Origin of the sequence: Bradyrhizobium liaoningense, assembly GCF_018130955.1 — a bacterium.
GTDB classification, from domain to species: Bacteria; Pseudomonadota; Alphaproteobacteria; order Rhizobiales; family Xanthobacteraceae; genus Bradyrhizobium; species Bradyrhizobium liaoningense_C.
Map to the genome: position 1 here is coordinate 20,437 of NZ_JAFCJM010000073.1, position 14,205 is coordinate 34,641.

Below are 14,205 nucleotides of genomic sequence, written 5' to 3' on the forward strand. Positions count from 1 at the left end.
AGGAGAAAAATCATGGCAGTTCGTGATCTCATTCCCTGGTCCAGAAACCAGGAGCTCGCGACGGGGCGCGGCACCCACGATCCCTTCATGACGCTTCATCGCGAAATGAACCGGCTGTTCGACGATGTCTTCCGCGGCTTCGGCGGCACAAGCCTGTCACCGCTCATGGAAGGGCAATTCGGCTGGCCCAGGATCGAGCTCAGCGAGACCGACAAGGCGCTGACGATCTCGGCCGAGCTTCCAGGCATGACGGAGAACGACGTCCAGATCGAAATCGCGAACGGGGTGCTGACCATTCGCGGCGAGAAGAAGAGCGAGCGCAAGGACGAAGGCAGATACTTCACCGAGCGCCACTACGGCTCGTTCCAGCGGCAGATCGCGCTCCAGGACGTCGAGGAGGACAAAGCAGAGGCCTCGTTCAAGAACGGCATCCTGACCATCTCGCTACCGAAGGCCGAGAACCCGCGAGCGGGCGTCAAGCGCATCGCGATCAACACGCAGTAAATGACCATCACGGGCGGCGGTCGCCGCCGCCCAAACTCACCGAAAACCTGCCCCGAGGAAAGGAGCATAAAGGGAGGCAACCGATGAGCAACGCCAACACGAACACCAGCAATATCAATCCATTTTTCCATCCGGCCGCGCACTATGCGTCTCCGGAGGATGTCCTGAATGACAACGAGCTCTCCGAGCCGGAGAAACGGATCATCCTGTCGTCCTGGGCGTCCGACATGTTCGCCGTCGAATCCTGTCCCGCGCTACGCGAGATTCCCGGCACGGTCCACACGATCCGGCTCGCGGACATCCTCGCGGCGCTGCGCCGGCTGGATGGCGACGATGACGATCCGCCACGGCCCGGCGGCGTACCGATGCGGCTGCGGCGGCCTTGGGCCGCCGCGCCGGCGAGGCGTCCATGATGCTTACTTGACGGCAACGTGCTAGGTTTCGTGCGAGCGCCTTTTTGAAAGCTGCTCAGTGGGTGAGTTCGGTCATGCGGCGAGTCAATACGGCAAAGCTGACCCTATCTATCGATTCAGTGTTGGCGCGTCTGCGCGGGTACATCCCTCCCGGGTCCCTGCAATCCTACGCATTTGCTCTCGTCTGCGCTCTCGGCGCCAGCCTGTTCGAAATTTGGCTCAAATGGTTCGACCAGGATGCCTCGTCACTCATCGCATATTACCCGGCCGTGGCATTCACCGCTCTTCTAGGCGGTATCGGCCCAGCGGCTCTGGTTGCAGTCATCGGCGGCATGACCGCTTGGTGGGCCTTCATGCCGCCTGCATTCAGCTTTTCCCTGGAACGCTACGGAGATAAAGTCACCCTTGTCACTTTTGTCTTCGTGTCGATGCTTCTGGCGTTGGCGGCCGACCATTTCCGTCGCGTAGCGAGGCGCCTCGAGGACGAGGAGCAGCTCCGTCAATTGGCTGTTCAGGAATTGGCCCATAGGCTCAAGAACAAGATCGCAACTATACAGGCGATCATCAGCGTGCAATTGCGCGATCAGCCACAGGTCCGCGACGAGATCCTGAGCCGCCTCGCCGCCCTGACGGCGACGGATCACCTCGTCGAGGAAGCGAACGGACGTGGCGCGTTTGTTCATGACATCGCGAAAACCGAGCTGGGGCCGTACGTCGCTTCGCGCGTCCTGATCCAGGGCCCCTACGTACTGCTCCCACCCAAATACGCCTTGACGATCGCACTGCTCGTTCATGAGCTTGCAACGAACTCGGCAAAATACGGCTCGCTGTCCGTACCCAAGGGTATCGTACTGCTCAACTCGAGAATGACGGACTCACTTCTGGAAATCGATTGGCAAGAGAAGGATGGGCCGACAGTAAGCGCTCCCAAAAGACAAGGCTTCGGGCTACGACTGTTGTCGCGAGCACTCGCTCAGTTCGGTGGCGGCACCGATATCCTGTTCGAGCCATCAGGAGTGATCTGCAAGATGAAGCTCAATTTGCCCGTTGGCGCTACGTCACCGGTCGACGAGGATGGAAGGCCGCTCGCTGCGACTGCAACGTAGTCGTCACGTTGGAATAACTTCGATTAGAAGCGAGATGCCGGAAGCGACAATTTGCCTCGAAGGAGGCGAAAAGCTGGTTTCATTGCTGCCAGCATTATGAATGATTATTCGCGTGCCTTTTCGCAATGCGGCCTCGAGCTTTTCCTTCTGCTTGTGCCAACGCTCCTTTTCGTGCTGAGCCGCTTTTTCGACGGCGGCACGTTCGGCTTCGACGGCCTTCATGTTGGCTTCGTGCTCGCGCTCGGCCGCATCCAGTACCGCTTGCGCTTCCGCCATCGCCTTCTCGCGCCGCTCGCGAGCGCTTTCACGCGCAGCCTCTTGTCGCCTGCGCTCGGCTTCGCGGCGCTGCTGCTCCTTCTCGAAATCCGCGGCGGCTTTTCGGGCTGCCCGTTCGCTGATCTTGCATGCAGCTCCCTTGCTCGGCTTCGCCCGACGCTTTTCCCGACGAACTTCGTTCTCGCCGGATCCCAGGTCGGACGGGAGACCCGAGTGCTCGGCGAAGCGTCTATTCGATCCGGCGGGGCGCTTCAGCACCACGCCAGGCTTGGACAACGTCGCGGCGACCATGTCGGGGTCGTCCGTCTCCTTGGCGACACCCTGATGAAAAAGATTGCTTCCGGCGCCCCAAGCCTCGAGCGCCGCCTTCATGGAAGGCGCTGCGATCGCGAGATCGTAGAAGCCCAGCGAGGTCTGAAATGTCTTGAGCTACCTGCCATGACGCTTCATCAGGCCCTACCGGCTCCTAACGTCGACGCGCGACCCAGACCCCAGCAGAAATGCGACGACAAGCGACTGCAACGGAGCCTTGATCGCGATCTTGCGCAACTGGTCGGCGAAGCCCATCGCGTCGTCTGGCGAAGGCGCGTGGAGCGACCGAGGCCCCCTTCCCGCTTCAGGGCTCGCGGCGGAAGCCTGCTCGATGCCGCCCTGCGCGTTCGTCAGCCCGGAGGCTTCCGTCATTGCCGAAGCTTCTCTCATATCCATGCGGCTCGCCTACCATGGCGTTAGAGCAACCGCCCTTCCGACACTCAGTTCCTAAGCGGATTTCCTCTGCGGCCCCGCTGCCGGCTTCTTCGCCTCTTTGGGCTTCTTGCCCTCGATCGGCATCAGCATTTCCTTCTGGCCGCTCGACGACTTGCGCGGCTTCTTGACTGGCTTGCCCACCTTCGCTGACCCGGCCTCCTGACCCACGCTCCGCCGCAACGCTTCCATCAGATCGACGGCGTTTCCCCCTTGGGCCGCTCCTTCGGACGGATCGTTTTCCCTGCGCGCTTCTGATTGATCAGGTCGATCAGCGCGGTCTCGTAGTGATCCTCGAACTTCTCCGGCTCGAAAGTGCCGGACTTCTGGTTCACCGATGTGCTTTGTCCCTGGTCAGTTTGACGTGCTGGATTTCGTTGAAATACTCCTGCTCCCCGCGCACCTCGTACGGGTAGCGCAGCAAGGTGCCGACGAGACCCTTGTCGAGCGGCTCGAGCGCGATGATGTGCTCGCGATTGGTGAGCACGACCCGCCCGATCGCGACCTTCTCCAACTCGCGGATGGTCTTGCGGATCACGGCGAAGGCGTCGTGGCCGATCTTGCCGTCGGGCCGCAGGTAGTAGGGGCGGATGAGATAGCGCGGGTCGATATCGGACTTATCGACGAACTCGTCGATGTTGATGGCGCGCGAGGATTCCAGCGCGATCTCCTCGAGCTCTTTCTTGGTCACCTCGATGAACCGGTCCTTCTCGAGCTGATAGCCCTTGACGATGTACTCGCTTGGGACCTCGTCGCCGGTCTCGGCGTCGACCTTCAGGTACTTGATGCGATGGCCGGTCTGCCAGTTAAGCTGGTTGAACGAGATTTTCTCGGACTCCGAGGTGGCCAGAGGGCCACAGGGCACGTCACAAGAGAGAGAGACGCAAAAAGCCTTTCCAATTGGCTCGGGGGGCCATGAACGCGATACTCCGATAGGGCAAGCGGAAATGGGCCGCTCTGGAGGGCGGCCCATTGTCCGTTCAATTTACCAGCGGCCAGCGCCGAAGCTGAAGCCGATGCTCGGCCCGCCGCCGTAGTATCCGTAACCGCGATCGTAGTAGCCGGGACCGCCATAGTATCCATAGCTGCGCCTGACCACGTAGTCGTCACCGCCGTAGTAGCGCTGGACGTAACGGGGGCCCCGGGTCCGGAAGCAGCGCCCGCACTCGTTACAGACCAGCCGCACCTGGTCGACGCCGGAGACCTCGGTCGAACGGATGGCGGCAGGATTGAGCGGGCCGGCAATCGCAGCGGATTCCAGAAGGGTTGCGGCGAGGATTCCCAGAGCAAGGGTCTTCATCGTCGTTTCTCCTTCTGGCGAAATCAATCGATCTCTTCGATGATCATGCGTTCCTGGGGGTCGACGATATAGGTGCGGCTATCCCGGTTGATGTACCGGTACTCCCGCAAGGTCGGCGCATCGCGATAGACGTCCTCTGGGAACGCCTCGATGGCCACGCCCTCCGGCACGCGTTCGCCTCTGCGGATCTCGGTTCGCGCCGTGCTACCGGTGGTACCCCGCTCGCGCTCGACCGGACGCGCCTTGGCGTGCTTGCGAACCACTTCGCGATCGCGATCGCTGAACGTCGTCTTGCGTTGTTCGGTGCGTGCAGGCGCTGCGGCCGTCGAGCGGTCCGAGTACGGCATGACGGCGACGATCTTGGAGCTTGAAGGCTCCACGATCACGATCTCGTCCTTCACCAGGACGAAATTGTAGCCGCGATACTGCGGCACCACCTCGACGACCTCGGCCGGCAGCGGCTGAAGACGCACGTCCCGGGGGACCACGGTGCCGACCGACAGCGAGAAGTTCACGCTGTTCAGCGGCTGGACGTTGAGATGCGAGATGGACTGGCTGATGCGGGTGCGCTGCTGGTCGTTGATGTTGACCGACGCGTTTACGTTGGTGTTCGACGAACGATCGGCCGTGTTCCGCTGGTTGTTCGGCTGCTGAGCCGTGTTGGTCGAGCCGCCGCTACCCGTCGGCGACTGCGCCTGATTGCTGCCTGACGCAGGCGGGTTCGCGCTCTGAGTCTGGGTGCTCGAAGGCGCATTGGTCTGCGCCTGGTTCGACGGCGGATTGGTTTGGTTGGAGGGCTGGTTGGTCTGCGCCTGGCTAGGCACGTTGCCCGAGGTCGGCGCTTGCGTGGTGTTCGTGGCGGTGCCGGGATCCGACGGTTGGCCCGCAGAACTCTGGCCGGTCGTGGCCGGCGACTGCGTCTGAGCCGAATTGGTCGACGAAGGATTGCTCGTTTGTGCGGATCCCGAAGGCGTTGTGGCAGACGAGGACGGCGTCTTACTCGAGGCGGACGGTGTCGTGGTGGAGTCCCGCTGACGTTGAGCGGCCGGCGGATTTGGGGTCGACGTGTTCGGAGAGGATTGCGCGAAAGCTGAAGTCGCGATCGCGACTGCAGCAGTCGTGGCCAACAATAAGCGCGTGTTCATCTAAACCCTCCTAAATGCGATTGCCGAACAACATCGGACGAAGGCTCAGGTTCCTGCCCGGGAAAGCGCGGTATTCGCCCTCGCTACACTTGGCGCGCGCGCAGTCATGCGCCCGCCAAGGAACAACTGGAACTTCGGATAAACTTCGTCGTTGGCGATGATACTTACGAGCAAACGGAGGAGACAACACCATGAAGAAGCTGATCGTGTGCGGCGCTCTCGCCGCTTTCGCCCTGGGCACTCAGGCCGCCAGCGCTGCCGAGTTCTATATCGTGCGCGATGCGACCACCAAGAAGTGCACCGTCGTCGATACCAAGCCGACGACGACCACCACGACGGTCGTGGGCGATGGCGTCTACAAGACCAAGATCGAAGCCGAATCCGCCGTGAAGACCACCAAGGTCTGTACTGAGCAGTAAGGATTTCGGCGGGTCGATTTGTTAGTCCATCTGCATTGAGCAATGGAATGCTCGCCTGGAACGGCTCGTCCCACGACCCGACGAGCCGTTTTCATTTCTGCCGATGCGTGTATCGGAGTCCGCCAGTAGCTCCCGAAGCAGCAAAAAGGGCCCCGCGTGGGGCCCTAAGTCTTGTCGCGCACACGCTCCACTTAATTGTAGTCCGAGTATTTGAACTGCGGGAGCGCCTTCAATTGCTCCTTGTTGCCGCTCATCACGGCGTGGTCCGGAACCCAATCGCTTGTTGTGCGATTGGTGGTGGTCGGCGCCGCCGCACCGGTGGTCGTGTCGCGGGCCGTGGTCGAGGTGCCGGTCGAACTCGTGCGCACCGGCTCTTCCACGAACTTCAGCTTGTCGATGGACACAGCGATGTCGTGCTCACCCATACCCAAGAAGCCGCCAATGCCGATCACTACTGCGTTGATCTTGCCGCTCTTGTCGACAAGAAGCTCGTTAATGTCGCCAAGTTTCTCGTTGGCCTCATTATAGACGTTCAGGCCCATGAGCTTCGAGGCCCGCCAATTTCCTTTGAGCGCCACATCAGCCGGCTGGCTGGTCGCTGCCGGCGCGGCACGATCGGCCGGCTGCGTAGATTGTGCGAACGCTGCTCCGCCGATCACGGCGCCGCCGAGCAGAACAACGGCAAGAAAGCCTTTCATCGATTGTCTCCTCCAACTGAGTCTGCTTCCGTGTAGATGCCCGGCCCCAACTCCCAGAGATTGCCACTTGTTCCCGGTGTCTCTTATGGCTCAGGCTCCTTGCCGCGCCCAGGAATCGAACCACCGGTGCAATTGGCGCCATCGATCAGCTTGCGGTATTGGCTTTCGTACTCTCTAGCCATTCGGCTCGCGGAGAAGCGCTCCTCAAACCGCGCCCGAATCTTTCTTCTGTCCAGCCGCGCCGACTCCTTCACAGCCTCGATCGCCTGCTCCTCGCCATCCACGATGAAGCCGGTCACGCCGTCCTCGATCACTTCAGGCACGGAGCCGGAGCGATAGGCGATGACGGGCGTCCCGCAGGCCATCGCCTCGATCATGACGAGACCGAACGGCTCCGGCCAGTTGATCGGAAACAACAGGGCGGCGGCGCCTGCGAGGAATGGCTGCTTCCTCGTTTCATCGACCTCGCCGACGAGCTGGACCTTCTCGCCATCGATCTGAGGCTCGAGCTTCTTCTTGAAGTAAGCGGTCTCGCCGCGCGGGATTTTTGCGGCGATCCGCAGCGGCATCCGCGCAGCATGCGCGATGCGTATGGCGTCTTCAGGACCCTTGTCCGCCGTCAGGCGCCCGAGGAAGGCCAGGTACCGACCAACTTCGTAGCAGGGCTGGAACAAGTCCTTGGGCAATCCGTGCTTGATGGTGGCGATCCAAAGTGCGTCCGGAAGCGGTAGGCGCTGATCGTCGGAAATCGACACGAAACTCGCGTCGGCCAACTGGCGAACGACGTCTGACAGACCGGGGAGGTCCAACCGACCATGCATGGTCGTCAGGAACGGGATGCCCGTCCGGCGCAGCACCGGAAGAGGCAGCCAGTCGACATGGGAGTGGATCACGTCGAAGTCGCCCGCCCGCTTGGCGATGGCTTCGATCAGCAGAGCGCAGGCGGCATTCGGGTCCGCGCCCCTCCGGCCGAGGCGCAGCGCACGAGGCCATACGGGATGCAGCTTTCCGCTCGTCCGGGAGTCGCCGCTCGCAAACAGGGTGACGTCGTGTCCAAAGCCGACCAGCTCGTCGACCAGCCAGGCTATTACCCGTTCCGTGCCGCCGTAAAGCTTCGGAGGGACGCTCTCGGCCAACGGGGCAAGCTGGGCAATCCGCATCGGCTAAGCCCCAAACGCGGATCGCAAGACCACCACGATAGCTGCGGAAATGAGGTACGAAATCGCGAGCAGCGTCCAGTTGGGCCTTGTGCTTTCGCCCGCCACTCGCGCCACGAGCATCTTCATCCACCTCAACATTCGTCCGAGGGAAGCCCGTGCAGGTAGGCGAGTCCGAAGCTGGCAAGTTCTTCGGGATCGCTCTCTCGCTCTTCCCATCTCCTATGCAGGCGACGCTCAAGGAGGCAGCGGCGGCTGTCCTGAACGTCGACCTCCGCGTGCGTCGAATGGTACACCGTCCAAGCCGTCTCTGCCGCCCTTCTCACCACGACTTCGTCGACCATTCTCGCGCTCCGACGATCGAAACCAGTCGTTGCCAACTCAGCGCGATCCGGAAAGTTTCCGTTTTTCCTAGAGTTTCGGAAGTGCCTACTGAGAACCGCACCGGAGGAGTCAGGGCGCCTTCGCCCGCTCCCGTGCGACTCCGCTGCGCTGAGTCTCGGCCGGACCGGGTCGAAACAAGAAGCCGAGACGAGCGGCGCAGGCAGCGGTTCAGCTCCGAGTGCTTCACTTGCCGGCTCAGGCTCGCCGAGCCGAGCTTCCATCAACTCCAACTGTCCCGGCACTTCCAGTAGTGCGCCAACTGCCGTTCAGGACCAACGAAGGAAATCCATCTAAACAATCGCCAGTTAGAGCAAGCGCGCGCGATCGATGCGGACCGGGGTAGACCATGGCACAAATTAAATACGCAAAGGAGCGGCCCTACGCCGATGCGGAGGTTGCCGCACGCAAGCTGGTCGAATCGCCGCCGGCATCGAGCCCGTGCAGGATGGGCGCATTCACATCGAGAAGATCAACGCCGCCTTCCTCTACATGCTCAAGGCCAGCGGAACCGAGTTTGGCGCCGGGATCAGGCACGCGGTCGACCTCGGCTGGCTCGAGCTGCACGAGAGCGGGCGGGACCTATGTCCGGCTACTTACGACTGTCGCGGTTCTGCCCGCCCGTTGAAGGTGGAGGCGGCTCTGCAATCACCCGGGCTCTCGCGGCTTTGGCGGAACCTCTCGTGATCTGTGCGATTTGTCGCTAATGAGCGACAAGCGGGCCATGAACATCCTCAGCGAATTGCACGCGGCCGAGGAGGAGTTGGTCGGGAAAGCGGTCGTGCTGACCGACGGCAAAGCTGGCGCGATTGTCCACGTATTCCTCGACGACGCGCACGGGCTTCGCATCTCAATCAGCGGACATGACGGTAAATGGCCGATCTCAACAGTGAAGCACATCGAGAACTAAAGGCATGACCGCCAACCCCATCGTACTTTTACCGGCAATGCTCAAGCCGCTACGGCTCGCGCGCGTCTACGTCTACTTGTTCGAGCGCAGAGATGGCCTCTATCACCCCGGCGGCAATCAGCCCGCATGCTCGACGGCTTTGGCGCAGCGGATGTCGAAGGTGGCTGGCTCGTGAAGCACGGGCAGCGCTATGAGCCTACGGATCAGGGTCTGCGAGCGGCAGAATGAGGGATGGGAGAACTGAGAAACTCCCAGGTACAAAGTTCCCTTAGAACCGAGCGTCCCTACTTCACCAGCAGGCTTAGAAGACGCTCAACGTCTGCTTCGTGAAGCGCTTGCGTCTCCCTCAAAGTGGCGACCAACCTCCAGGCCTCTGTCGTGTCGTGGCCATCTCGGTTTAGCTCCGCAATCAGTTCCTCTTGTCGCGCAAGGTGCCGCCTGCCTGCGGCTGCATGCCGCTCGGCCTGCGTCAATCCCCTGTCTCGGCGACGCGCTGAATGCCGGCTATCGCTATTTCGAGGTGAAGTACCTCGGTTGCGACACGCATCAGACTGTCGCGCTCGACATTGTGCGACGCACGAAGACAACTCCGGTCCACGAGCTTGAGCGCTACATGCGCTGTCGGCAGTGTGACGACAAATCGACCGCGCACACTCGATCTCGTCAAAAAACGATGGAGTAGGGCGGTCCCTTGCTCGATCATAAACCTGCCCCCCTTCCGAATAAAGCAACTCACCCGTGAAGGTGCCAGCCGTCGCCACTTCATGCGCCATGTTGTGAAGTCCCTCTGCGCGTACATGCGAGCCCTATGAGATTAGGAACAAGCGGCAATTGCCGGCATTACCTGTTCGCTCCGATGGGAGAACGCCGACCACTAACGACCAAGATTGGTATCCCCCATGCATGATCGCGAGCAATTAAACGAGCGCATATCCGTTTTGCATCAACTTCTTGAGGAACTCGCTTCACGAGTTTCAGAACTGGAAAAGCTTCAAGATAGCGTAGCCAAAGCTGAAGGCAATGTGTTCGGTGAGGCACGCAAAGCCAGGAAGGCGGTTTATGAGGCAGCAGGGTACGGCTGGCCAGCCACGCGACGACCTGAATCGGCGTAGGCAATCTGAGGATTTGAGTGCTTCCTGTCCCAATGGGGCTGTGGACGATTACCGAGAGCAAATTGGGAAACTGTCTACTGACGAATTGTGGGTTCTCCACATGGATGTCGCCCAAATTCTTGCTGCGAGGCTGGTTACCAAAAAGCTAGAATTGGAAAAGCGACTTCAACAGCTCGGCCAATCAACGTCGCGCGATTTCTCGGAAGGTTGAATTCGTTTTCGATCAGACAGAATTTCCTGAAGGCCTCGCGCTAGCTGGCCGAGCCGCCACCGGAAGGAGGTTGCTCCTCGACTAATGTCTGAGCCTCCGGTTCACAAATGTTGTGGCGGGAACCCTCACCACCGGGAAAGCTCGGCAGTCCGGGGAGTGCCTCCTTGCTCGAAAACTTTGAAACCCCGGAAAGGGCCGCTGATCCTCCAGGCAGCGGCCCTTTTGCGCGACTCGCACTCGGGTCGGCGCGGACATAGCTTTAAACGCGGGTCAGTGGAGTTTTGCGTATGGCCTCGCCTTCGATCATCCCCACCGATCGGCTCGATAAGGACTTCTACCTAGTCCTGGAAGACTTCCGCAGCGGCGCCGCGTTCCGGGAGACCGACGAAGGTATCGACTACGCCACCCTGATCAACGATCTCCTGTCGGGGCAGTACGATCGCCGAAGCGTCCACTACGGAAGATGGGCCCGTCCCCCTCGATTCCGGCGGCTCAAGGTATACCTCACCGATCGAAAGCATTTCGGCGCGACACTGCTACACGCCACGGGCTCGGCAGAGCACCTCGAGCAGTTCCGCGCACTCGCCGAACAACAAGGCATGAGGCTCGAAGCCGACGGTCTCCATAACGGCCGGCGCCTAGTTGCGACGAAAGAACGGGACATCTACGACGCGCTCGGCCTTCCCTTCATCGAACCGGAGCTCCGCGAGGGGCGCGGCGAGATCGAGCTGGCGCTTGAAGACAAGTTGCCGAAACTGATCACAGACCGCGACCTGCGCGGTATCCTGCATTGTCACACCGACGCGTCGGATGGCACGGAGACGCTTGAAAGGATGGCGCAGGCAACACGCAAGCGCGGCTTCCAGTATTTCGGCGTGGCCGACCATTCGAAATCGGCGCACTATGCTGGAGGGCTCTCGCGCGAGCAGATCGAGCAGCAGCATTGCGAGACTGACCGGCTCAACAAGAAGTTCGGCAGGGACTTCCGGGTCCTGAAAGGCATCGAGTCCGATATCCTGGCCGACGGCTCGCTGGACTATCCAGACGACGTACTGGAAAACTTCGACTTCGTGGTCGCCAGCATCCACGGTCGGTTCAAACTGGACAGGAAGGCGCAGACCGAACGCCTGCTGCGGGTCATCGCCAACCGATACACTACGATCATCGGCCACATGACCGGTCGCCAGCTTCAGTCGTCGCCCGGGTTATCGACGTCGAAAAGGTGCTATGCGCTTGTGCCAAGCATCACGTCGCGGTGGAGATCACGCGCATCCATGGCGACTAGACCTGGACTGGCGCTGGCACCGGGCGGCCCTGGACTTCGGCTGCATGATGAGCATCAACCCGGACGCACACCCGATCGCAGAACTCGATCACATGCACTGGGACGTCGAGATGGCGCCGAAAGGCGGCGTGCCGACGAACCGGGTGCTGAACGCGATGCCGATTGGTGAGATCACGCGATACCTCCGCCATAGGCGGCGCTCTTTTGCACGCACCGCCGCTCTCGACAAATCCGCCGTAAATCAGAGACGCCGTCGACGCCGAGTACCACAGCCTCGCCGTCGATGACGAAATGCTTGCTGTGGTTTTTCAGCACAGCCTTGGCGATGCCGGGAAGCGCTTGGTCCAATCGCGGCCGCCGCGCGGGATCTGCCGGATGCGATCGCCATTGCGCTCGACGCGCAAGCGATAGCCGTCGTACTTCACCTCATGAAGCCAATCGAGCCCGGGAGGAACGGTCTTGGCGGCGGTGGGGAGCAGGAACTCGAAGGCGCCAGCGGTCCGCCGAGAGAGATCGCCGTGCGAGATACCGCACGGACTTTCAACGCAGACGTTCTGCCTTGACTGTAATTCGGAAGATCGGCTTCTGCCGGCGGTCTCGGACCTCCAAATTCCAAGCGCCACCCGGAAGCAGGTTGCTCTCCATATCCCGGGTCAGCCATATGGCCGTTCGCCAAGCAGCTTCATCGTCAGGCAGGTCTTCGCCGACGTCGTCCCGGTAAGGGTGACCATTCTCAATGTCAAAATAGTACCGCGACATATCTTCTTGAACACGGTTCACCTAAGTTAGTTCATGGCCCGCGTCGGTTTTTCCTCGGCCATAGCGCTGAAAGAAAATTTGTACACCTCCTCCTGGCCCTCATCAGCGATGCGGCGCTCGAGCTTCGCGCGCGACGTCTTCGGACGCGTCCCGCCCCGGCAGGTCAGCGCCACATGGTTGGCGCCTGCGAGAGAGCTTGGCGTCCGATCTGCTTGAGCTGCTCCGGAGACGTGTTGCCTCTGCTCGCGGCTTCCAGGATTTTCGAAGCCACGTGGGTGTGGGCGCCGGTCTCGGCCAGGGAAACGCTTTCGCAGACTTCGTCCAGGACCGTGCGCAAAAGCGCGGTGGTAGCAGGATCGAACATGGGGAACCCCCAGAAGAAAGAACTATCGTAACGCAATCGCTTGGGCGTCGAATTCAACAAATGTGAAAAATCTCCAGAAATCTACATCCCGGCTCAGACTTGGCAATAGCTCAGAATGCGTCTCGCCTAGAAAGGCCTCGGATCACCCGCTTGAACCGCCGGCGCGGACCTGGACCTTTCGTACCGCAGCATAAATCGCTTTAGCGCTCTAGCCGCGATACCGGTTGAAGGTTCGAGCGATTGAGAGCGTGCACCAACTCGTCGCTGTCGAGGACGGCCTGCAGGCGTCGCATGGTCTGCTGAGGATCCAAAGAGCCCAGTTGATTCTCGCTGAGAATTCGTCGAGCGTCCACAACCGCGCGATACAGGGCATTATGATCGGGGCTGTTCATTTTCGGCGCTCCAAAAACAAACCAATCCCTCAGGAGGACGGATCGTTCCTAGGATCTCCCTGCGATGATCGTCGACTTTCGGCGAAGCGGCAAAACTCGAAACATTCGCGGGTAGGGATCTGGCGGCTTCGGCGTCGAACGTTGGAGCGTGGGCGGCGGTGAGGCTCGCGCCGGTGCGGCGAAATGCGGAGGAACGAGAGCCTGCCGATCTAACTTGCCTTGCATCAGTCTCTCGAGGAGGAGGATGACGATGGAAACGGAAAGGCGTGAAACAGGAACGCTGATCGGTAGCGACAAGGTCGAAGGCACCGCCGTCTATGGTGCCGACGTTCAAAAGATCGGCTCGATCGAGCGCGTCATGATCGACAAGGTCAGCGGCCAGGTCTCGTACGCGGTCCTCGGCTTTGGCGGCTTCTTGGGCATCGGGGACGATCACTACCCGCTGCCATGGCAGTCGTTGAAGTACGACACGAGACTTGGCGGGTACCGAACCAATCTCACCGCCGACAGGCTCCAGCGTGCGCCGAAGTACGGCAATGACAACGATTGGAATTGGGACGACCCGGGACGGGCGCGAGCTGTGAACGACTACTATTCCGGGTTCTAGCCGATGCTAGCGACCTAGGCCGCTGCGCACTCACACGCTGTTGCGGTTGCGGGGACCCGGAATCCCAGGCACTTCGGGTCCCCCTTGTAGGCTGCTCGAGCCACCGGGCGGCCTCAGTGAGCTTTCGTCCACCTCCGCACCGCTGGATCTTGGAGCGGATCGATCCCGTCGCAGTATGCGCACTGGTACCGGTCGCGCCGCTACACGACCTTGTCGGCAACGCGCTTCATCGGCTTGCCGCAAAGCGGGCATAGCCTGCGGATCGGGTGAAGCCCCAGCGTCATCTGAATTGTCCCTGCCGCCGGCTAGTCTAGGCCCGCCATCATGACGCCAGGACATGCGATTCCGATGAACGGCGCGAGCTTGAATCCTTCGTTTCCGCCTTCGTAATCAGGTCCTTAAGCATCTTGACGAGACGCTTA

The 14,205-nt window shown here is 60.9% G+C and carries 19 protein-coding genes and 3 pseudogenes; 10 read left to right on the forward strand and 12 right to left on the reverse strand.

All coding sequences use genetic code 11. The features are described 5' to 3' along the window. Positions 1–12: 12 nt before the first annotated feature. The 3 genes from JQ632_RS34100 (at position 13) to JQ632_RS34110 (ending at position 2,023) form a co-directional block, all read left to right on the forward strand. Positions 13–504, forward strand: coding sequence for an Hsp20/alpha crystallin family protein (locus JQ632_RS34100; protein ID WP_212407102.1), 492 nt, complete (start codon positions 13–15; stop codon positions 502–504). An 83-nt stretch (positions 505–587) separates the two neighbouring features. Then, positions 588–917, forward strand: coding sequence for a hypothetical protein (locus JQ632_RS34105; protein ID WP_212407103.1), 330 nt, complete (start codon positions 588–590; stop codon positions 915–917). Between the two features lie 74 nt (positions 918–991). After that, positions 992–2,023, forward strand: coding sequence for a sensor histidine kinase (locus JQ632_RS34110; RefSeq protein ID WP_212407104.1), 1,032 nt, complete (start codon positions 992–994; stop codon positions 2,021–2,023). 3 nt (positions 2,024–2,026) lie between these two features. Here JQ632_RS34110 and JQ632_RS34115 read toward each other — a convergent pair whose 3' ends face one another. The 5 genes and pseudogenes from JQ632_RS34115 to JQ632_RS34135 form a co-directional block, all read right to left on the reverse strand. After that, entirely contained in the window at positions 2,027–2,671 is a 645-nt protein-coding gene (locus JQ632_RS34115) for a cell envelope biogenesis protein TolA (protein WP_312015692.1), read from the reverse strand. Positions 2,672–2,755: 84 nt separating this feature from the next. Further along, the gene (locus tag JQ632_RS34120; protein WP_249152735.1) at positions 2,756–3,007 is read right to left on the reverse strand and encodes a hypothetical protein; all 252 of its coding nucleotides are present in this window, start codon (positions 3,005–3,007) and stop codon (positions 2,756–2,758) included. A 51-nt stretch (positions 3,008–3,058) separates the two neighbouring features. After that, positions 3,059–3,960, reverse strand: a pseudogene (locus JQ632_RS34125) (Ku protein). Between the two features lie 68 nt (positions 3,961–4,028). Then, a complete protein-coding gene (locus tag JQ632_RS34130; RefSeq protein ID WP_212407105.1) occupies positions 4,029–4,343 on the reverse strand; it encodes a hypothetical protein in 315 nt (104 codons plus the stop codon). Positions 4,344–4,366: 23 nt separating this feature from the next. After that, complete coding sequence (locus tag JQ632_RS34135; RefSeq protein ID WP_312015693.1) at positions 4,367–5,167, reverse strand: DUF1236 domain-containing protein; 801 nt, start codon at positions 5,165–5,167, stop codon at positions 4,367–4,369. A gap of 512 nt (positions 5,168–5,679) precedes the next feature. Between JQ632_RS34135 and JQ632_RS34140 the strand changes: the two genes are divergently transcribed. Beyond that, a complete protein-coding gene (locus tag JQ632_RS34140) occupies positions 5,680–5,907 on the forward strand; it encodes a hypothetical protein (protein WP_212407107.1) in 228 nt (75 codons plus the stop codon). 191 nt (positions 5,908–6,098) lie between these two features. On the opposite strand, the gene JQ632_RS34145 is transcribed toward JQ632_RS34140, so the two are convergent. From JQ632_RS34145 to JQ632_RS40370, 4 genes are all read right to left on the reverse strand, one after another. Further along, positions 6,099–6,605 (reverse strand): PRC-barrel domain-containing protein, encoded by a 507-nt coding sequence (locus JQ632_RS34145; protein ID WP_212407108.1) that lies wholly within the window; start codon positions 6,603–6,605, stop codon positions 6,099–6,101. Between the two features lie 83 nt (positions 6,606–6,688). Further along, positions 6,689–7,765, reverse strand: coding sequence for a glycosyltransferase family 4 protein (locus JQ632_RS34150; RefSeq protein WP_212407110.1), 1,077 nt, complete (start codon positions 7,763–7,765; stop codon positions 6,689–6,691). Between the two features lie 131 nt (positions 7,766–7,896). Next, positions 7,897–8,106, reverse strand: coding sequence for a hypothetical protein (locus JQ632_RS34155; RefSeq protein ID WP_212407112.1), 210 nt, complete (start codon positions 8,104–8,106; stop codon positions 7,897–7,899). 418 nt (positions 8,107–8,524) lie between these two features. Continuing rightward, on the reverse strand, positions 8,525–8,680 hold the full coding sequence (locus JQ632_RS40370) for a hypothetical protein (protein ID WP_212407114.1): 156 nt from the start codon (positions 8,678–8,680) through the stop codon (positions 8,525–8,527). A gap of 169 nt (positions 8,681–8,849) precedes the next feature. On the opposite strand from JQ632_RS40370, the gene JQ632_RS34165 reads away from it, so the two are divergent. The 5 genes and pseudogenes from JQ632_RS34165 to JQ632_RS34180 all read left to right on the forward strand — a co-directional run. Beyond that, positions 8,850–9,053 carry a PRC-barrel domain containing protein gene (locus JQ632_RS34165; RefSeq protein WP_212407116.1) on the forward strand — a complete coding sequence of 68 codons (204 nt, stop codon included), beginning with the start codon at positions 8,850–8,852 and terminating at the stop codon, positions 9,051–9,053. 4 nt (positions 9,054–9,057) lie between these two features. After that, positions 9,058–9,228 carry a hypothetical protein gene (locus tag JQ632_RS34170; RefSeq protein WP_249152736.1) on the forward strand — a complete coding sequence of 57 codons (171 nt, stop codon included), beginning with the start codon at positions 9,058–9,060 and terminating at the stop codon, positions 9,226–9,228. Between the two features lie 267 nt (positions 9,229–9,495). Then, a pseudogene (locus JQ632_RS40530) lies at positions 9,496–9,684 on the forward strand (hypothetical protein); the annotation flags it as partial. Positions 9,685–9,952: 268 nt separating this feature from the next. Continuing rightward, complete coding sequence (locus JQ632_RS34175) at positions 9,953–10,165, forward strand: hypothetical protein (protein WP_212407117.1); 213 nt, start codon at positions 9,953–9,955, stop codon at positions 10,163–10,165. Between the two features lie 702 nt (positions 10,166–10,867). Next, positions 10,868–11,948: pseudogene (locus tag JQ632_RS34180) on the forward strand (PHP domain-containing protein); the annotation flags it as partial. A gap of 253 nt (positions 11,949–12,201) precedes the next feature. Here JQ632_RS34180 and JQ632_RS40535 read toward each other — a convergent pair. The 3 genes from JQ632_RS40535 to JQ632_RS34195 form a co-directional block, all read right to left on the reverse strand. Beyond that, complete coding sequence (locus JQ632_RS40535; RefSeq protein WP_409363528.1) at positions 12,202–12,420, reverse strand: DUF6894 family protein; 219 nt, start codon at positions 12,418–12,420, stop codon at positions 12,202–12,204. Between the two features lie 163 nt (positions 12,421–12,583). Then, positions 12,584–12,784, reverse strand: coding sequence for a hypothetical protein (locus tag JQ632_RS34190; RefSeq protein ID WP_212407119.1), 201 nt, complete (start codon positions 12,782–12,784; stop codon positions 12,584–12,586). 200 nt (positions 12,785–12,984) lie between these two features. Further along, a complete protein-coding gene (locus JQ632_RS34195; protein ID WP_212407121.1) occupies positions 12,985–13,176 on the reverse strand; it encodes a hypothetical protein in 192 nt (63 codons plus the stop codon). A gap of 250 nt (positions 13,177–13,426) precedes the next feature. Between JQ632_RS34195 and JQ632_RS34200 the strand changes: the two genes are divergently transcribed. Next, positions 13,427–13,783 (forward strand): PRC-barrel domain-containing protein, encoded by a 357-nt coding sequence (locus tag JQ632_RS34200; protein WP_212407123.1) that lies wholly within the window; start codon positions 13,427–13,429, stop codon positions 13,781–13,783. The last annotated feature ends 422 nt before the right edge of the window (positions 13,784–14,205 follow it).